This window comes from Streptomyces sp. NPDC087215, assembly GCF_044744885.1.
Taxonomy (GTDB): domain Bacteria; phylum Actinomycetota; class Actinomycetes; order Streptomycetales; family Streptomycetaceae; genus Streptomyces.
Genome location: NZ_JBIUZD010000026.1, coordinates 1 through 18,667 on the forward strand (window position 1 = coordinate 1; position 18,667 = coordinate 18,667).

16 protein-coding genes, 1 rRNA gene and 1 riboswitch are annotated in these 18,667 nt (G+C 70.6%); of the genes, 14 read left to right on the plus strand and 3 right to left on the minus strand.

Annotated features, from left to right (window positions below):
- From rrf to ACIO92_RS33240, 11 genes are all read left to right on the plus strand, one after another.
- A 5S ribosomal RNA gene (gene rrf, locus ACIO92_RS33190) occupies positions 1-91 on the plus strand; the annotation flags it as partial.
- Positions 92-239: 148 nt separating this feature from the next.
- Positions 240-848 (plus strand): CDP-alcohol phosphatidyltransferase family protein, encoded by a 609-nt coding sequence (locus ACIO92_RS33195; protein WP_366445632.1) that lies wholly within the window; start codon positions 240-242, stop codon positions 846-848.
- 115 nt (positions 849-963) lie between these two features.
- Entirely contained in the window at positions 964-3,459 is a 2,496-nt protein-coding gene (locus tag ACIO92_RS33200) for a mannose-1-phosphate guanyltransferase (RefSeq protein WP_366445631.1), read from the plus strand.
- Positions 3,460-3,560: 101 nt separating this feature from the next.
- On the plus strand, positions 3,561-4,490 hold the full coding sequence (locus ACIO92_RS33205) for a DUF881 domain-containing protein (RefSeq protein ID WP_366445630.1): 930 nt from the start codon (positions 3,561-3,563) through the stop codon (positions 4,488-4,490).
- Positions 4,487-4,819, plus strand: coding sequence for a small basic family protein (locus ACIO92_RS33210; RefSeq protein WP_351795270.1), 333 nt, complete (start codon positions 4,487-4,489; stop codon positions 4,817-4,819). The genes ACIO92_RS33205 and ACIO92_RS33210 overlap by 4 nt, the downstream gene beginning before the upstream one ends.
- Positions 4,816-5,733: a DUF881 domain-containing protein gene (locus tag ACIO92_RS33215; protein ID WP_366445629.1), complete on the plus strand. Its 918-nt coding sequence runs from the start codon at positions 4,816-4,818 to the stop codon at positions 5,731-5,733. Before ACIO92_RS33210 ends, ACIO92_RS33215 begins: the two co-directional genes overlap by 4 nt.
- An 81-nt stretch (positions 5,734-5,814) precedes the next feature.
- Positions 5,815-6,756 (plus strand): FHA domain-containing protein, encoded by a 942-nt coding sequence (locus ACIO92_RS33220; protein WP_366445634.1) that lies wholly within the window; start codon positions 5,815-5,817, stop codon positions 6,754-6,756.
- Positions 6,757-6,785: 29 nt separating this feature from the next.
- Positions 6,786-7,529 (plus strand): MerR family transcriptional regulator, encoded by a 744-nt coding sequence (locus ACIO92_RS33225; RefSeq protein ID WP_366445628.1) that lies wholly within the window; start codon positions 6,786-6,788, stop codon positions 7,527-7,529.
- Between the two features lie 65 nt (positions 7,530-7,594).
- Positions 7,595-8,068 (plus strand): bifunctional nuclease family protein, encoded by a 474-nt coding sequence (locus ACIO92_RS33230; RefSeq protein WP_017238433.1) that lies wholly within the window; start codon positions 7,595-7,597, stop codon positions 8,066-8,068.
- Positions 8,069-8,260: 192 nt separating this feature from the next.
- Entirely contained in the window at positions 8,261-8,884 is a 624-nt protein-coding gene (locus ACIO92_RS33235) for a MerR family transcriptional regulator (RefSeq protein ID WP_366445627.1), read from the plus strand.
- A 156-nt stretch (positions 8,885-9,040) separates the two neighbouring features.
- Positions 9,041-10,477 carry a DNA polymerase IV gene (locus ACIO92_RS33240; protein ID WP_402284090.1) on the plus strand — a complete coding sequence of 479 codons (1,437 nt, stop codon included), beginning with the start codon at positions 9,041-9,043 and terminating at the stop codon, positions 10,475-10,477.
- Positions 10,478-10,628: 151 nt separating this feature from the next.
- On the opposite strand, the gene ACIO92_RS33245 is transcribed toward ACIO92_RS33240, so the two are convergent.
- On the minus strand, positions 10,629-10,994 hold the full coding sequence (locus ACIO92_RS33245) for a PRC-barrel domain-containing protein (RefSeq protein WP_366445624.1): 366 nt from the start codon (positions 10,992-10,994) through the stop codon (positions 10,629-10,631).
- 113 nt (positions 10,995-11,107) lie between these two features.
- Positions 11,108-11,207: riboswitch (glycine riboswitch) on the plus strand.
- Between the two features lie 177 nt (positions 11,208-11,384).
- On the opposite strand from ACIO92_RS33245, the gene gcvP reads away from it, so the two are divergent.
- Positions 11,385-14,270, plus strand: a complete 2,886-nt coding sequence (gene gcvP, locus ACIO92_RS33250) for an aminomethyl-transferring glycine dehydrogenase (RefSeq protein WP_402284092.1) — start codon at positions 11,385-11,387, stop codon at positions 14,268-14,270.
- Positions 14,271-14,415: 145 nt separating this feature from the next.
- Here gcvP and ACIO92_RS33255 read toward each other — a convergent pair whose 3' ends face one another.
- Positions 14,416-14,622, minus strand: a complete 207-nt coding sequence (locus ACIO92_RS33255) for a DUF5999 family protein (protein WP_366445621.1) — start codon at positions 14,620-14,622, stop codon at positions 14,416-14,418.
- Between the two features lie 334 nt (positions 14,623-14,956).
- On the minus strand, positions 14,957-15,547 hold the full coding sequence (locus ACIO92_RS33260; protein WP_366445619.1) for a hypothetical protein: 591 nt from the start codon (positions 15,545-15,547) through the stop codon (positions 14,957-14,959).
- A gap of 478 nt (positions 15,548-16,025) precedes the next feature.
- On the opposite strand from ACIO92_RS33260, the gene ACIO92_RS33265 reads away from it, so the two are divergent.
- Complete coding sequence (locus ACIO92_RS33265) at positions 16,026-17,525, plus strand: glutamate--cysteine ligase (protein WP_366445618.1); 1,500 nt, start codon at positions 16,026-16,028, stop codon at positions 17,523-17,525.
- Between the two features lie 270 nt (positions 17,526-17,795).
- The gene (locus tag ACIO92_RS33270) at positions 17,796-18,578 is read left to right on the plus strand and encodes a CPBP family intramembrane glutamic endopeptidase (RefSeq protein WP_366445617.1); all 783 of its coding nucleotides are present in this window, start codon (positions 17,796-17,798) and stop codon (positions 18,576-18,578) included.
- Positions 18,579-18,667: the final 89 nt, after the last annotated feature.

Sequence of the window (18,667 nt, forward strand, 5' to 3'; positions counted from 1 at the left end):
GCCCGGTTACATTCCGAACCCGGAAGCTAAGCCTTTCAGCGCCGATGGTACTGCAGGGGGGACCCTGTGGGAGAGTAGGACACCGCCGAACAATTTTTAGCCTCAACCCCCGGACTCTGTCCGGGGGTTGAGGCATTTTGCGTTCCGGGCGTGCCTGGTGCCCCCTGTGCGCGGAGGTGTCGTGGCTGAGGGTAGGGTCAGGGGGCATCGTCCGTACGTTCCCAGCAGGAGGCCCCCGGGTGGAGGTCCAGGAGACCCGCGTTCAGACCGACCGGGTCCTCACCATCCCCAACATTCTCAGCATGGCGCGTCTCGTCGGCGTACCGCTGTTTCTGTGGCTGATTCTCCGTCCGGAGTTCGGCGGTCCGAAGAGCGACGGCTGGGCACTGCTCGTGCTGGCGTTCAGCGGTGTCAGCGACTACCTCGACGGCAAACTGGCCCGGCGCTGGAACCAGATCAGCAACCTCGGCCGGCTGCTCGACCCGGCCGCTGACCGGCTGTACATCCTGTCGACCCTCGTCGGGCTCACCTGGCGCGAGATCCTGCCGTTGTGGCTGACAGCCGCCCTGCTGGCGCGTGAGGTCATGCTGCTGGTCATGGTGGGAATCCTTCGCAAGCACGGTTACCCGCCGCCGCAGGTGAACTTCCTCGGCAAAGCTGCGACTTTCAACTTGATGTACGCCTTCCCGTTGCTGCTTCTCAGTGACGGAACGGGCTGGCTTTCGTCACTCGCTGAAGTTTTCGGGTGGGCCTTCGCCGGATGGGGTACAACTCTGTATTGGTGGGCAGGGATCCTCTACGTGGTCCAGGTCCGTCGACTAGTGAAGGCGGATACCGAGGCCGATTGAGCCCGTTCCTCCTGTGCCGAGCAGTGTCGCCGGCAACGACGAGGATGTCCGAGGGCCTCTAGCGGACAGGTGAAGTCGGCAGGACCGTCGTCTCTTCAAGGAGGACGCTTCCGACATGAAGGCCGTCGTGATGGCCGGTGGCGAAGGAACCCGACTTCGCCCCATGACTTCGAGTATGCCCAAGCCTCTGCTGCCGGTCGTGAACCGACCGATCATGGAGCACGTCCTACGACTGCTCAAGAGGCACGGTCTCAACGAGACCGTCGTCACCGTGCAGTTTCTCGCCTCCCTCGTCAGGAACTACTTCGGCGACGGCGAGGAGCTCGGCATGGAGCTCACATATGCCAACGAGGAAAAGCCACTCGGTACCGCGGGAAGTGTGAAGAACGCCGAGGAGGCGCTGAAGGACGACGCCTTTCTCGTCATCTCGGGGGACGCGCTCACCGATTTCGATCTCACCGATCTGATCGCTTTCCACAAGGAGAAGGGCGCCCTCGTCACGGTCTGTCTGGCCAGGGTCCCGAATCCACTGGAATTCGGGATCACGATCGTCGACGAAGAGGGAAAGGTCGAGCGGTTCCTGGAGAAGCCGACCTGGGGGCAGGTCTTCTCGGACACGGTCAACACGGGCATCTACGTGATGGAGCCCGAGGTCTTCGACTATGTCCAGGCGGACACCTCCGTCGACTGGTCGGGAGATGTCTTCCCCCAGTTGATGAAGGAGGGCAAGCCGATCTACGGCTATGTCGCCGAGGGCTACTGGGAGGACGTCGGCACTCATGAGAGCTATGTGAAGGCACAGGCCGACGTCCTGGAAGGCAAGGTCCAGGTCGACATCGACGGCTTCGAGATCTCACCGGGCGTGTGGGTCGCGGAAGGCGCCGAGGTACACCGTGACGCCGTGCTGCGCGGACCGCTCTACATCGGTGACTACGCCAAGGTCGAGGCGGACGCCGAGATCCGCGAGCACACGGTCATCGGTTCCAACGTCGTGGTCAAGAGCGGAGCCTTCCTGCACAAGGCCGTCGTCCACGACAACGTCTACATCGGTGAGCAGAGCAATCTGCGCGGCTGTGTGATCGGGAAGAACACCGATGTCATGCGGGCGGCCCGGATCGAGGACGGTGCCGTCATCGGGGACGAGTGCCTCATCGGTGAGGAGTCGATCGTCCAGGGCAACGTCCGTGTCTACCCCTTCAAGACGATCGAGGCGGGCGCCTTCGTCAACACCTCGGTCATCTGGGAGTCCCGGGGGCAGGCGCACCTCTTCGGGGCCCGGGGCGTGTCCGGCATCCTCAATGTGGAGATCACCCCCGAGCTGGCGGTCCGGCTCGCGGGGGCGTACGCCACGACTCTGAAGAAGGGGTCGACCGTCACCACGGCCCGGGACCACTCCCGGGGTGCGCGGGCACTGAAGCGGGCGGTGATCTCGGCGTTGCAGGCCAGCGCCATCGACGTAAGGGATCTGGAGAACGTTCCGCTGCCGGTGGCGCGGCAGCAGACCGCGCGGGGGAGTGCCGGTGGCATCATGCTGCGGACCTCGCCCGGTGTGCCGGACTCCGTGGACATCATGTTCTTCGACGAGCGCGGGGCCGACCTCTCGCAGGGCGGGCAGCGCAAGCTGGACCGGGTGTTCGCGCGGCAGGAGTACCGGCGGGCGTTCCCCGGGGAGATCGGCGACCTGTCCTTCCCGGCCAGCGTGTTCGATTCGTACACCGGTTCTCTGCTGCGGAACGTGGACACCTCCGGTATCGCGGAAGCCGGGCTGAAGGTCGTCGTGGACGCGTCCAACGGCAGTGCCGGTCTCGTCCTGCCCAGTCTGCTCGGGCGGCTCCAGGTCGATTCGCTGACGATCAACCCCGGTCTCGACGAGTCGAGACCCACCGAGTCGGCCGAGAGCCGGCGGGCGGGGCTCGTACGGCTGGGGGAGATCGTGGCGTCGGCGCGGGCCGCGTTCGGTGTCCGTTTCGACCCGGTGGGGGAGCGGCTCTCGCTGGTGGACGAGCGGGGGCGGATCATCGAGGACGACCGGGCGCTCCTGGTGATGCTGGACCTGGTGGCGGCCGAGCGGCGGTCGGGGCGGGTCGCGCTGCCCGTGACGACGACCCGGATCGCCGAGCAGGTGGCCGCTTACCACGGCACCCAGGTGGAGTGGACGACGACGTCGCCCGACGACCTCACGAGGGTCGGTCGTGAGGAGTCGACGATCTTCGGTGGTGACGGTCGGGGCGGGTTCATCGTGCCCGAGTTCAGCAGTGTCTTCGACGGCGCCGCCGCTTTCGTGCGGCTGATCGGGCTCGTGGCACGGACCCAGCTCACGCTCAGCCAGATCGACGCCCGGATTCCCCGGGCACACGTCCTCAAGAAGGACGTCCCGACGCCATGGGCGGTGAAGGGGCTGGTGATGCGCCGGGTGGTGGAGGCCGCGGGCAGCCGTTCCGTCGACACCACGGACGGGGTGCGGGTGGTCGAGGCCGACGGCCGGTGGGTGATGGTGCTGCCGGACCCCGCCGAGGCCGTCACCCATCTGTGGGCGGAGGGGCCCGACGACGCCTCCGCCCAGGCACTGCTCGACGAGTGGGCCGAGGTGGTCGACAGCGCAGGTCGCTGACCTGAGGACACGGTCGTGCGGGGAGGTGCCCTGGGGGTGCCTCCCCGCACGGTGGTGGGGCCATTCGGCGGTAGGCCGTACGACGTGCGACGATGTGCGGCATGTCGCAGCAGTCCCCCGTTCGGAGCACCGGATCACCGCCGTCGCGTCCGGACGCGTCGATGTCGCTGCTGAACAACGTGATCGACCACGCGCTGGACGACGGGTACGCCGAGGCGACCGCCCGGCGGGCGGCCGAGGGCGGTGGGCTGCCCCGTGGTCTGCGGGCCCGGCTCGGTGTCGCCGCGGGTCTGGTGCTGGCCGCCGCCGTGGTGACCGTGGGCGCGGCCGAGGCGCGGATCTCCGCGCCGGTCGTCGCCAAGGAACGACAGGACCTGATCGACCGGATCGAGGCGGAGACGACCGCGGCCGACGGCCTTGAGCAGGACGTCGAGCGGATCCGGGACGAGGTCGGGGAGCGGCAGCGGCAGGCATTGCAGCAGCACGGCGGCGACCAGGGCGGTCTGGTGGCCCTGCTCTCGGGTGCGACGCCGGTGCACGGTCCCGGGGTGAAGCTCGTCATCGACGACGCCAAGGGCACCGACTCCGGTGGTGGGGGGCCGCGCGAGAGCAGTGGCTTCACCGACACGGGCCGGGTGCGCGACCGGGACATGCAGCGGATCGTCAACGGGCTGTGGGAGTCGGGCGCCGAGGCGGTCGCGATCAACGGGCAGCGGCTGACCTCGCTGTCCGCGATCCGGGCCGCCGGTGACGCGGTGCTCGTGGACAACAAGCCGCTGGTGCCGCCGTACACCGTCCTCGCCGTCGGCGACGGGCGGAAGCTGAGCACCACGTTCCAGGACAGCGCGGACGGTCAGTACCTGCACGCGCTGGTGGAGAACTTCGGGATCAGGAGCAGCATCTCGGCCGAGGGCGACGTACGCCTGCCGGCCGCGCCGAGCCTGACCGTACGTACCGCAGAGCCGAGGGGGACCGGGGCGGCGACGCCGTCCGGCCGGGCCACGGCCGACACAGGGAAGGGCACATCGTGATCGCCGTACTTGGCCTGATCGTCGGAGTCGTGGTCGGGCTGTTGGTCCGTCCCGAGGTTCCGGCGGTGGTCGAGCCCTATCTTCCGATCGCCGTGGTCGCCGCCCTCGACGCGGTCTTCGGGGGTCTGCGGGCCATGCTCGACGGCATCTTCGTCGACAAGGTCTTCGTGGTCTCGTTCCTGTCCAACGTGGTCGTGGCCGCGCTGATCGTCTTCCTCGGCGACAAGCTGGGCGTGGGCTCGCAGCTGTCGACCGGTGTGGTGGTCGTGCTCGGCATCCGGATCTTCTCCAACGCGGCTGCCATCCGGCGCCATGTCTTCCGGGCGTGAGGCCGATGAGCGACGGATTCCAGAAGCCGCGGGAGCCCGAGGGCCCCGGAGGGCGTGAGGGTGCGGGCGGGCCGCAGGGACCGGAGAGGCCCGGGGACGGTGCCGGGCCCGGGGAGCCGGAGGAGGTCCGGGAGTCCGTCTACGGCGGGACCGCGGACCATGACGTCCGGGTGGCCGTGCCGCCGCCGGATGAGCCGAGCGGGCGACGGAGGCTGGCCTCCGCGCTGTGGCCGCCGCGGGTGACGCGGGCTCAGCTCATCGTCGCGCTGCTGCTGTTCGGTCTCGGTCTGGGGCTCGCCATCCAGGTGTCCTCGACGAGCGATAACAGCGCGTTGCGCGGGGCGCGCCAGGAGGACCTGGTCCGTATCCTCGATGAACTCGACGACCGCACCCAGCGTCTTGAGGACGAGAAGGCGCGTCTTGAGAAGCAGCGTTCCGAGCTGGAGTCCAGTTCGGACCAGGCGGAGGAAGCCCGGAAGCAGACCCAGGAGAAGGAGCGGCAGCTGGGCATCCTGGCCGGTACCGTGGCCGCGGAGGGGCCCGGCATCACGTTGACGGTCGGTGATCCCAGCGGCGCCGTGGAGTCCGACATGCTGCTCGACGCGATCCAGGAGCTGCGGGCGGCGGGCGCGGAGGCGATCCAGGTGGACGGTGTCCGGGTCGTCGCGGACAGTTATTTCACCGGTAGTGGTGATGACATGCGGATCGATGGAACGAAGGTGACCGCTCCGTACGTCTTCAAGGTCATCGGCAAGCCGGAGGATCTCGAGCCCGCGCTCAACATTCCCGGCGGTGTCGTGCAGACCCTGGAGAAGGAGCAGGCCACGGCCACGGTGGAGCGGTCGGCGAAGATCGTCGTCGATGCCTTGCGACCCGCGAAGCGGCCTGACTACGCTCAGTCGTCCTCGCAGTGAGAGGGGGACAACGGGGGCCCCGCGACAAGCGCACGGCGTTGCGGGGGGTCGGCGCACCACAACGGTGGTGCGTGGTGGAAACTGTCCGGAGGATACGGACGTTGTGAAGGTGTCCGGGTCGGCAGGTGTGATGGATCTCGGTTCGTCCTGCCCCACGGGCGGGTCTGTTTCGGTCAAGGGGAATCGCCCGTGAAGTTGTTTGCGAAGTTGTTCGGCAAGAGCGCGCGTGAGGACGGCGGCAGCGCCAGGCACCGTGCGTCGCGCCATGCCCAGAGCGAGGAGCAGGGCGGCGAGCGTCCGCTCTTCCGCGACCAGGTCGGCGGTCAGGGCGGTGACATTCCGGGCAATCCGGGCGCGTCTTCTGTTGACCCGGCCGGGGCCGCCCGCATAGGTTTCGGAGAACCATCAACCTCAGGTACGGGTGGAGGGTTCACCCCGGATCCGTACGCGACACAGACCTCGGCGGGTCAGCCGCGGCAGGAGGATGCGTCCATGCCGGTGTGCACGAGGTGCGGTCACCGCAACACGGCCGACAGTCGCTTCTGCTCGCAGTGCGGTACGCCGCTGCGGGGCGGGGCGGTCGCCGAGCGCGCTTCGGAGACGACGTCGACGATCTCGATCTCGGGTCTTGAGGCCTACGAGGCGGAGATCACCGGCCAGACGCAGCTGCCCTCGCTCTCCCCGGAGGCGCTGGCCGCCGTGGAGGCGCTGCCCACCGGTTCCGCCCTTCTCGTGGTGCGCAGGGGTCCCAACTCCGGCAGCCGGTTCCTGCTCGACGGCGAGCTGACCACGGCCGGCCGTCACCCGCAGAGCGACATCTTCCTGGACGACTTCACGGTCTCCCGGCGGCACGTCGAGTTCCGGCGGGGTCACGACGGCGGTTTCACCGTCTCCGACGTCGGCAGTCTCAACGGCACGTACGTCAACCGCGAGCCGATCGACTCGGCCGTCCTGTCCAACGGCGACGAGGTGCAGATCGGCAAGTACCGGCTGGTCTTCTACTCGAACCGGCGGGGCGTGTAACGCCTCGGAGAAGCCTTCAGGGAAGGTCCATGCTGCGAACACCGACGGGCGGTGCCGGGTCCGGCACCGCCTCCGCGGGCGACCGGCTGGTCAGCATCGGCACGGTGCTGAACCAGCTGCGCGACGAATTTCCCGAAGTGACCATCTCCAAGATCCGGTTCCTGGAGGCCGAGGGGCTCGTGGAGCCCCGCCGGACGGCCTCCGGGTACCGGAAGTTCAGCCCGCAGGACGTGGAGCGGCTCGCTCTGATCCTGCGGATGCAGCGGGACCACTACCTTCCGCTGAAGGTCATCCGCGAGCACCTCGACGCCCTCGCCCGGGGCGAGCAGGTCGAGCTTCCGGCCCCCGGGCGCCGGAAGGACCTCGTCGAGGGGGCCTGGGAGCCCGGGGCGGAGCAGCCCACCGCCGGCCGGCTCGGCCGGGCCGAGCTCCTGGCCGCCGCCGAGGCCACCGAGACGGAACTCGTCGAGTGGGAGTCGTACGGCCTGGTCTCCGAGACGGCGGGCGGCGGGTACGACGCCGAGACCGTCACGGTCGCCCGGCTCGTCGCGGATCTGGGGCGCTTCGGTCTCGAACCCCGGCACCTGCGGTCCGTGAAGGCGGCCGCCGACCGGGAGGCCGGACTCATCGAACAGGTCGTCGCGCCACTGCGCCGGCACCGCAACCCGCAGACCAGAGCCCATGCGGAGGCCACCGCGCGGGAGCTCGCCGCACAGTCGGTACGGCTGCACGCGGCCCTCGTCCAGACCGCCCTGGGTGTCCGGCTCCAGTGAGCCCGGGGCGGCCGGAGCGGGGGCCCGACTATCCAAACCGGGCGGGCACGTCCTAGGGTTGCTGTGTGAACGAGCTCGACGTTGTGGGTGTCCGGGTGGAAATGCCCTCCAACCAGCCGATCGTGCTCCTGCGTGAAGTGGGAGGCGATCGGTACCTCCCCATCTGGATCGGACCGGGGGAGGCGACCGCGATCGCCTTCGCCCAGCAGGGGATGGCGCCACCGCGGCCGCTGACGCACGACCTGTTCAAGGACGTGCTGGAGGCCGTGGGGCAGGAACTCACCGAAGTGCGCATCACGGACCTGCGCGACGGTGTCTTCTACGCGGAGCTGGTCTTCGCCAGTGGAGTCGAGGTGAGCGCGCGTCCCTCCGACGCGATAGCCCTCGCCCTGAGGACCGGCACGCCGATCTTCGGCAGCGACGGTGTCCTGGACGACGCGGGCATCGCGATTCCGGACGAGCAGGAGGACGAGGTGGAGAAGTTCCGCGAGTTCCTCGACCAGATCTCACCGGAGGATTTCGGGACCAACAGTCAGTGAGGCACGGCGCCGTCACCACGGGCCGTTCGCGGGGCGCGGACAGGACATTCGAGTAGCCTTTCCCCGAAGAGAGACGCGGGAAACCACTCTCAGGGTGATTATCACTCGGCGTGCCGAGTGTGGCGATCGTTGACGCACCCCGAGTGACTGCCTACCTTCGTGTGGGCAGGTCAAGGACGGAGGGTCGGCGTGATGAGCAGCGCGGACGGTACGGCAGGGAGCTCGCCCGGACGCGTGTCCGGGGGGAGCGGTCCGTATCCGCTTCACGGCAGTGCGGGCGACTTCGGTGCGGAGAGCGACACGGGGCAGGGCCAGACGGGCGAGGCGGTCGGCTACCGCGGGCCGACGGCCTGCGCGGCGGCCGGGATCACCTACCGGCAGCTGGACTACTGGGCGCGCACCGGGCTCGTGGAGCCGAGCGTGCGGCCCGCGTACGGTTCGGGGACCCAGCGGCTCTACAGCTTCCGTGACGTCGTCGTACTGAAGATCGTCAAGCGTTTCCTCGACACCGGGGTCGCCCTCCAGAACATCCGGGCCACGGTGCAGCACCTGCGCGCGCGGGGTTTCCGGGACCTGGAGCGGATGACGCTCATGAGCGACGGCGCCACGGTGTACGAGTGCTCCTCGCCGGACGAGGTCGTCTCCCTGCTCCAGGGCGGGCAGGGCGTCTTCGGCATCGCCGTCGGTGTGGTGTGGCAGGACGTCGAGGCCGCCCTCTCGCAGCTGCACGGGGAGCGGGTCGACACGGGGGAGACCCTGGTCGGGCACAACCCGGGGGACGAGCTGGCGCGGCGCAGACGGGACAGGGCGGTCTGAGCCCCTGAGGGGGCCTGACGGCCCGCTGAGGGCCCGTCGCCGGGCCTGGCGGGTGGTTTCCCCGTCCGGCCCCGCTCTTGGCGCTGTGCCCCGGCCTCCGGCGGGTGGCGCCGTGCCGGAGCCGCGTTGTCAGTGGCGTAGGGCAGCATCGGACGTGTGAGAGCCGCGCCGACGATCCTGCATCTCGACATGGATGCGTTCTTCGCCGCCGCCGAGCAGGCGGCGAAGCCCAGCCTGCGCGGAAAGCCCGTGGTCGTGGGCGGGCTCGGGCCCAGGGGCGTGGTCGCCACCGCCTCCTACGAGGCCCGCCGCTTCGGCGTCCACTCGGCGATGCCGATGGGCCAGGCCCGGCGGCTCGCGCCGAACGCCGCCTATCTCGTGCCGCGCTTCGCCTTCTACCGGTCGATCAGCGAACAGGTCATGGAACTGCTCGGACGGCTCTCGCCGCTCGTCGAGCCGCTCAGCCTGGACGAGGCCTTCGTCGACCTGGAGGCGGGGGGCGTCGCCGACGACAGCGCGAGCGCGCGGGCGGCCGGGGAGAAGCTTCGGACCGACATCCTGGCGACGACCGGACTGGCCGGGTCCGTGGGGCTCGCCGGCTCCAAGATGATCGCGAAGATCGCCTCGGAGGAGGCCAAGCCGGACGGGCTCGTGCTGATCGAGCCCGGCACCGAGCGGGAACTGCTCGGGCCGCGTTCGGTGCGGATCCTGCCCGGAGTCGGACCGGCGACCGGGGAGCACCTCAGACGGGCCGGGATGACCACCGTGGCCGATCTCGTGGAGGCGGGCGAGGACGAGCTCGTACGGCTCCTCGGGCGGGCGCACGGGACCTCCCTGCACCGGATGGCCCGGGGGTACGACGACCGGGCCGTGGTGGCCGAGCGGGACGCCAAGTCGGTGTCCGTGGAGGACACCTTCGACGTCGACCTGCACGACCGTGTCCGCATCCGGGTCGAGGCGGAGCGGCTCGCCGAGCGGTGTGTGGGGCGGCTGCGGGCCTCGGGACACTCGGGGCGGACCATCGTCCTCAAGGTGCGGCGGTACGACTTCTCCACCCTGACCCGCTCCGAGACGCTCCGGGGGCCCACCGACGACCCGGGGGTGGTGCGCGAGGCGGTGGGACGGCTCCTCGGCGCGGTGGACACGACCGGGGGCGTACGGCTCCTCGGGGTCGGGGTCAGCGGGCTCGCGGACTTCACGCAGGAGGACCTGTTCGCCCAGGCCGAGGCGAGGGCGGAGGAGGCGGCGGAGGCCGGGGCGGTGTCCGGGGAGCCGGAGAAGGACGAGGGCGTCGAGAGCGCCGGGGGAGGCGAGCGGGGCGGGCCGGGTGCTCCGGGTGCCGGAGCGGGGGCGGTCGGTGGGGACGCCGTGGAGGCGGCTTCAGGGAGCGTGGAGCGGCACTGGGCGCCCGGTCACGACGTACGGCACACGGTGTACGGGCCCGGGTGGGTCCAGGGGAGCGGGGTCGGCCGGGTCACGGTGCGGTTCGAGGAGCCGGGTTCGGCGCCCGGCCGGGTCCGCACGTTCGCGGTGGACGATCCTGATCTGGTGCCGGGGGAGCCGCTGCCGTTGGTGGGGCGGGGGCCGGAGTGAGGGATTCGGCTCGGAGGTCTGAGGCCCTTGGAGGTCTTGGAGGTCTTGAGGGGCGGGCAGAGCAGGCCGTCGGGGTCGGTGGGGGGCCGGGGAGCGCCCGGACCGATGGTCCGGGCGGCCCCTGGGGCACTCGTACCGTCTCAGTGGGGTGTCACGGGCCGTCCCGGCCCGCCAGGCGGCCGAAGTCGGTGTCCGGGGGCGGCGGGGGGAGCGTCATGCTGTAGTGGCGGTAGAGCTGGAGCTCCTGTTCGGGGGAGAGGTGGCGGCCCACCCCGAAGTCGGGGGCGTCCTTGATGAGGGCGCGCTCGTAGGGGATGCGGAGGCCCTCCCCGGTCAGCTCGCTCGGCTCCAGCGGGACGAAGGCGTCCCGGCTGAACAGGCCGGTGCGGACCGCGGCCCATTCCGGGACGCCGGTCGCGTCGTCCAGGTACACCTCGTCCACGGTTCCGATCTTGTGTCCGTTCCGGTCGAACGCCTTGCGGCCGATCAGGCTGCGCGGATCGATGTCGGTCTGCACGGTCCCTCCAACTGGTCGCAACTGCTCTACACCCCTACGAAAGTGCACATCTGGGATGTCGGCCACTTGAGCGATGGGAGCCGCAACGGCGCTGGTAGGCTGGCCGTGGCTGTCGACCCCGTGCGGGAGAGTCCCCCGGAGAAACCTTCCGGTGGGCGCCGAAGGAGCAAATCCTCCCCGGAATCTCTCAGGCACCCGTACCGCGCGGACGAGGTCACTCTGGAAAGCAGAGCGGTGCCTGACGGCACACGCTCTCACCGACGGTGAAAGCCGGGGTGCCGCGAGGCGCGCCGGTGAAACTCTCAGGTTGACATGACAGAGGGGGAGGCCGTCCGGGTACCCGCGCCGCGGTGCCCCTCGCAGGTCGTGACGACCAGGAGGCCTCCGTACATGACCGCCAATCGCACTCCGCTCTCCGAGCTCGAACAGGGCATCCCGTTCGAGCAGCGGCACATCGGCCCCGATGCCGAGGCGCGTGCCAAGATGCTCGCCCAGGTCGGATACGGCTCGCTCGACGAGCTGACGGCCGCCGCGGTGCCGGACGTCATCAAGAACACCGAGGCGCTGAGCCTGCCGGGCGCGCGCACGGAGGCCGAGGTCCTCGCCGAGCTGCGTGACCTCGCCGACCGCAACCAGGTCCTCGCGCCGATGATCGGCCTCGGCTACTACGGCACCTTCACCCCGCCGGTGATCCTCCGCAACGTCATGGAGAACCCGGCCTGGTACACCGCGTACACGCCGTACCAGCCGGAGATCTCCCAGGGCCGCCTGGAGGCCCTGCTGAACTTCCAGACCGTCGTCGCCGACCTGACCGGCCTGCCGACCTCCGGTGCCTCCCTCCTCGACGAGGGCACCGCCGCCGCCGAGGCCATGGCCCTGTCCCGGCGCGTCGGCAAGGTCAAGAACGGCGTCTTCCTCGTCGACGCCGACGCCCTGCCCCAGACCGTCGCCGTCATCCAGACCCGCGCCGAGCCCACCGGCGTCGAGGTCGTCGTCGCCGACCTGAGCGGAGGCATCCCCGCCGAGATCGCCGAGCGCGGTGTCTTCGGCGTACTCCTCCAGTACCCGGGTGCCTCCGGCGCCGTCCGCGACATCAAGTCCGTCGTCGACCAGGCCCACGAACTCGGCGCGATCGTCACCGTCGCCGCCGACCTGCTCGCCCTCACCCTGCTCACCTCGCCGGGCGAGCTGGGCGCCGACATCGCCGTCGGCACCACCCAGCGCTTCGGCGTCCCGATGGGCTTCGGCGGCCCGCACGCCGGTTACATGGCCGTCCAGGACAAGCACGCCCGCTCCCTGCCCGGCCGTCTGGTCGGCGTCTCCGTCGACGCCGACGGCAACCGCGCCTACCGCCTCGCCCTGCAGACCCGCGAGCAGCACATCCGGCGCGAGAAGGCCACCAGCAACATCTGCACCGCCCAGGTGCTCCTCGCCGTCATGGCGGGCATGTACGCCGTCTACCACGGTCCCGAGGGCCTCCGGGGCATCGCGCGCCGCACCCACCGGTACGCCGCGATCCTCGCCGCGGGCCTCACCGCCGGTGGCGTGGAGCTCACCCAGGGCGCCTTCTTCGACACCCTCACCGCCCGGGTGCCCGGCCGGGCCGACGAGGTCGTGGCCGCCGCCCGCGAGGCCGGGGTCAACCTCCACCGCGCCGACGCCGACCACGTCTCCATGTCCTGCGACGAGACCACCGGGCGCGCCCAGCTCGCCGCCGTGTGGGGCGCGTTCGGCGTGACCGCCGACATCGAGGCCCTGGACGCCGCGACCGGGGACGCGCTGCCCGCCGGGCTGCTGCGCTCCGACGACTACCTGACCCACCCGGTCTTCCGCACGCACCGCTCCGAGACCTCGATGCTGCGCTACCTGCGCAGGCTCGCGGACCGCGACTACGCGCTGGACCGGGGCATGATCCCGCTCGGCTCCTGCACGATGAAGCTGAACGCGACGACCGAGATGGAGGCGGTGACCTGGCCCGAGTTCGGCCAGATGCACCCCTTCGCCCCGGTCGAGCAGGCGCAGGGCTACCTCACGCTCATCACCGAGCTGGAGGAGCGCCTCGCCGAGGTCACCGGCTACGACAAGGTGTCGATCCAGCCGAACGCCGGTTCCCAGGGCGAGCTGGCCGGTCTGCTGGCCGTCCGCGCCTACCACCGGGCCAACGGCGACGAGCAGCGCACCGTCTGTCTCATCCCGTCCTCCGCGCACGGCACCAACGCCGCCTCCGCGGTGATGGCCGGCATGAAGGTCGTCGTGGTGAAGACCGCCGACGACGGCGAGGTCGACGTCGAGGACCTGCGCGCCAAGATCACCCAGTACCGCGACGAGCTGTCCGTACTGATGATCACCTACCCGTCGACGCACGGCGTCTTCGAGGAGCACGTCGCCGACATCTGCGCCGAGGTGCACGACGCCGGTGGCCAGGTGTACGTGGACGGCGCCAACCTCAACGCGCTCGTCGGGCTCGCCAAGCCGGGCCACTTCGGCGGCGACGTCTCGCACCTGAACCTGCACAAGACCTTCTGCATCCCGCACGGCGGCGGCGGCCCCGGCGTCGGCCCGGTCGGCGTCCGGGCCCACCTCGCCCCGTACCTGCCGAACCACCCGCTCCAGCCCACCGCGGGCCCGGAGACCGGCGTCGGCCCGATCTCGGCCGCCCCGTGGGGCTCCGCGGGCATCCTGCCGATCTCCTGGTCGTACGTGCGCCTGATGGGCGGCGAGGGCCTCAAGCGCGCCACCCAGGTCGCGGTGCTCGCGGCGAACTACGTCGCCAAGCGCCTTGAGCCGCACTTCCCGGTGCTCTACACCGGCCCCGCCGGTCTGGTCGCCCACGAGTGCATCGTGGACCTGCGCCCGCTGTCCAAGGCGACGGGCGTCACGGTCGACGACATCGCCAAGCGTCTCATCGACTACGGCTTCCACGCCCCGACGATGTCGTTCCCGGTGGCCGGCACGCTGATGATCGAGCCGACCGAGTCCGAGGACCTCATCGAGATCGACCGCTTCTGCGACACCATGATCGCGATCCGGGCCGAGATCGAGAAGGTCGCCTCGGGCCAGTGGCCCGCCGAGGACAACCCGCTGCGCAACGCCCCGCACACCGCCGCGGCGCTGGGCGGCGAGTGGGACCACGCCTACACCCGTGACGAGGCCGTCTTCCCGGCCGGTGTCTCGGCCGCCGACAAGTACTGGCCGCCGGTGCGCCGCATCGACGGAGCGTTCGGCGACCGCAACCTGGTCTGCTCCTGCCCGCCGCTGGACGAGTACGACCACTGAGCACGACGGCGGCCGTGACCACGGCCGCCGGGCAGGACACGAGGGCCGGTCCGGAGAACTCTCCGGGCCGGCTCCGGTCTTTCCCGCCCCTTCCCCCACGACCGGGCGGTCTTCGCGCTCCTCCCGTACGGCGGGAGCCACGGGCTCAGGCGGCGGTCGTCACCCGGACCGTCGTCAGCGGCCGGTGCGGGGCGACGATCCGGCCGTCCGGCAGCAGCTCGCCGGTGTCCTCGAAGAGCAGGATGCCGTTGCACAGCAGGCTCCACCCCTGCTCCGGGTGGTGTGCCGTCAGACGGGCCGCCTCGCGGTCGGCGGACTCGGCGGTGGGACAGGCAGGCTGGTGCTGGCACATGGGTGAGCTCTCTCGCTGTGTCGTGGTGGATGTCCTGCGGCTCGTGGCGCTCATGGCCGCCCCCGTCGGTCGGTTCGGTTCCGGTCCCAGTCTTGCCCCACGGACGGACTTCCGCAGGTATTTCGCGGCAGCTCGTCCTCTCCCGTGAAGACGCGTCACCCGCAGGGGCGGTTCAGCTCAACTGCACCATCTCTTCGGGTGGTTCGGGGTGGTCCCAGTGGGCTAGTCCGTCCGGGAGATGCGTTCGGCGGGAGCGTTCGGACCGGGGATCCGGACACCAGTGCGCCCCGTGACCCGGGCGGGTCACGGGGCGCGTCGGGACGCGGGTGGGGGATCAGGCGGGTGTGGGGGAGCCCCGCAGCGGCGGCGGCGTGAGACGGGTGTTCAGGACCGGCAGGAGGTCGGCGACCTGGTAGGCGTGATGGGCCGCGATCCCCGGCGGGGCGGGGGCCAGCGGCACCAGCAGGTCGGCGGCGGCCGGGGTGGTCGCGGTGCCGTGGGTGTCGGGCCCCGCGTGCAGCCACAGGGTCAGCATGTAGAGCTGCGGCACCGAGAGCAGCCGCGGCCGGTAGGTGACCGGCAGCGCCTCCGCCTGGAGCAGGGCCTGCTCCGTGGCGGTCACGTACGGCCCTTCGAAGAAGTGGGAGAACGTCCAGCCGTCGGGGGTGAGCGTGGTGTCGGCGGCGGCGATGGCCCGGTCGCCGTGCCGGATGAGGAAGCGCCATCCGGCGAGCCGGGTGCGCGGCGGCCTGCCGGGGGCCCCGGCCGCTCCGAGGACGTGCACGGGCAGGGGGTGTTCGGGGCTCAGCGGTCCCTGGGCGTCCCGCAGCGCGGGTGTGCGTGGCTCGCGGACGGCGGTCGGCGAGCCGAGGGCCGCGAGGACACTGCGCAGGGCCGGCGCGGGGGCCGGGGAGGGTCGGAGCATGATGGGTCGCCTCTCACTCAGGAGACACGGTGACGCGTGGGCAGGTACGACGGCGCTGTCGGCGGCGGGGCCAGAGAGGGGCCATGGGTTCATGACCGGGCGCCAACACTCTGCCTCGTCCACGGAGTTTATACGACACGTGTTCACACAGTGTTTCCGCTAGACGTCGCGGGTATTCCTGGCAAGGCGTCATCTGGCCGTAGAAAAAGGGCAGGAGAAGCGGAATCCTACGCTGCCGCCCACGTCGGCCCCGGTATTCCTCACGGAGGTGGACGGCTGAATTGCGATCCCCGGTTCCAGGACAATAGGACTGTGGTACGTACCGGCTGCCCTTGCCCGGGGAATGTGCCCGTGAGCACCGCATCCAGCCTATCCTCCGACGTCTCGTCCCGCAGGCGTTGTCGATCAGTCGGCTGGGCATCATGGTCCGAGACGCGCGGCCGCCGTCGCGGCCGCCCACTCGGGGAGGGACGCTTCGATGGGCGAGAAGGTCGTGGCCGACGGGTTCGGTCCGTCCGACCGGCGGGACTACCGGAGAAAGCTTCGGCAGTGCCTCGCGGGACTGGCGAGGCTCCTCGCGGAGAAGAGGTTCGACCGGCCGCGCAATCTCATGGGAGTGGAGATCGAACTCAATCTCGCAGGACCGGACGGACTGCCCCGGATGCTGAACGGTCCTGTTCTGGAAAAGATCGCCAGTTCCGATTTCCAAACAGAACTCGGCATGTTCAACCTCGAAGTGAACATAGCGCCCCACGAGCTCGGCGGACGGGTATTCGACCGGCTCGCCGAGGAGATCGGAACCGGAATCGGATATGCCGACCGCAAAGCGGCGGAACTCGACGCGGGCGTCGTCATGATCGGCATCCTGCCCACGCTCACCCAGGACGATCTGGTCCCCGGCAACCTGTCCGCCGCCGACCGCTACACGCTCCTCAACGACCAGATCCTCGCCGCCAGGGGGGAGGACTTCACCCTCGACATCCACGGCGTCGAACGGCTGCTCTGCACCTCGGAGTCGATCGTCCCCGAGGCCGCCTGTACGTCGGTGCAACTGCACCTCCAGGTGACGCCCGCCCGGTTCGCCTCCGTCTGGAACGCGGCGCAGGCCGTCTCCGGCATCCAGATCGCGCTGGGCGCCAACGCGCCCTTCGTCTTCGGCCGCGAGGTGTGGCGGGAGTCCCGGCCGCCGCTCTTCCAGCAGGCGACCGACACCCGGCCGCCGGAACTCCAGGCGCAGGGCGTCCGGCCGCGCACCTGGTTCGGGGAGCGGTGGGTGGACTCGGTGTACGACCTCTTCGAGGAGAACCTGCGCTACTTCCCCGCGCTGCTGCCCCTCTGCGACGAGGAGGACCCGCTGCTCCTCCTCGACCGGGGCGAGGTGCCGCAGCTCCATGAACTCGTCCTGCACAACGGCACGGTCTACCGCTGGAACAGGCCCGTGTACGGCTGGGTCGACGGTGTTCCGCACCTGCGGGTGGAGAACCGGGTGCTGCCCGCCGGGCCGACCGTCACCGACGTCATCGCCAACGCCGCCTTCTACTACGGGCTCGTGCGGTCCCTGGCCGACGATCCCCGGCCGGTCTGGAAGCGGCTGGCCTTCGAGGACGCCGAGGCCAACTTCGACACGGCCTGCCGGCACGGCATCGAGGCCGAGGTGCGCTGGCCCCGCGCGGGCCGCGCCGGTGGCGTCACCACCCTCCCGGCGGTCCGGCTGGTCCTCGACGAACTGCTGCCGCTGGCCTCGGCCGGGCTGGACGCCTGGCACATCGAGCCCGCCGACCGGGACTTCTACCTCGGAGTGATCGAACAACGCTGTCTGCGCCGGGTGAACGGCGCCTCCTGGCAGGCCGACACCTTCCATCTCGCGCTGGACTCGGGCCTCGACCGGGCGGCCGCCCTCGCGGCGACCACCCGCAGGTACCGGACGCTCATGCACGCGGGGGAGCCGGTGCACACCTGGCCGCTGGGGATCGGCTGAGGCCGGGCGGCCGGGACCGGCGGCTGTGATGGGCTGCGGTCCCGGGCGTGCAGGGAAGGGGACGCGTAGGGAAGGGGACGCGTGGGGAGAGGGACGCGTGCGGCGAGGGGCACGGACGGAGAGGGGCACGGACCTGCGCGGGGGCGCGTTCCCGTGCGGGCAGGGTGACCGTCGGTCGTGACGGCCGGTCATGGCAGAGTGGGCGCCGGTCGCCGCAGCGGCGTCCGTCCATGACCGGAAGTGGGGACAGGCGTGGTGTCCGAGCAACGAGTGAGTGACGCCGTCCTGCCCCCCGACGGGCTGTCGCGCCGGGTGCTGCGCTCCGAGACGTTCCTCGTCCTCGCGCTCTCCCTCGGGGCGAGCGGAGTCTCCTCGCTGATCAGCTTCATCGGCTCGCTCACCAGGACCGGGGCGCTGAAGGAGCAGGCGGCGACGCTGAACGGCTCGTACGCGCCCGGCCGCCCGTGGCTCGACCTGTCCTGGCAGCTCTTCGGCATCGCCACGGCCCTCGTGCCGGTCCTGCTCGTCGCCCATCTGCTGATGCGGGAGGGCGCCGGGCTGCGGGCGATCGGCTTCGACCGGACCAGGCCCTGGCCCGACCTCGGGCGCGGGACGCTGCTCGCCGCGGGCATCGGGAGCGCCGGTCTGGCCTTCTACCTGGCGGCGCGCGCGGGCGGCTTCAACCTGACCGTGGTGCCCGAGTCGCTGCCGGAGGTCTGGTGGAAGTACCCGGTCCTGATCCTCTCGGCGGTGCAGAACTCCGTCCTGGAGGAGGTCATCGTCGTCGGCTATCTGCTGCGCAGGCTGGGACAGTTGGGGTGGACCCCGATGGCCGCCCTGGTGGCGAGTTCGGTGCTCCGCGGCTCGTACCACCTGTACCAGGGGATCGGCGGCTTCATCGGGAACGTGGTGATGGGCGTGGTCTTCGTCCTGCTGTACCGGCGCTGGGGCCGGGTCGGGCCGCTGGTCGTGGCGCACGCGCTGCTCGACATCGTGGCCTTCGTCGGATACGGGCTGCTCGCGGGCAAGGTCGGCTGGCTGCCGACGATGTGAGCCGGTCGGGCCGGAAGGGGCGTACGGGATCTTCGTACGCCCCTTCCGTGTGCGCGGGACCCGGTGGTTTCCGGTGGGCTCGCGCGCTT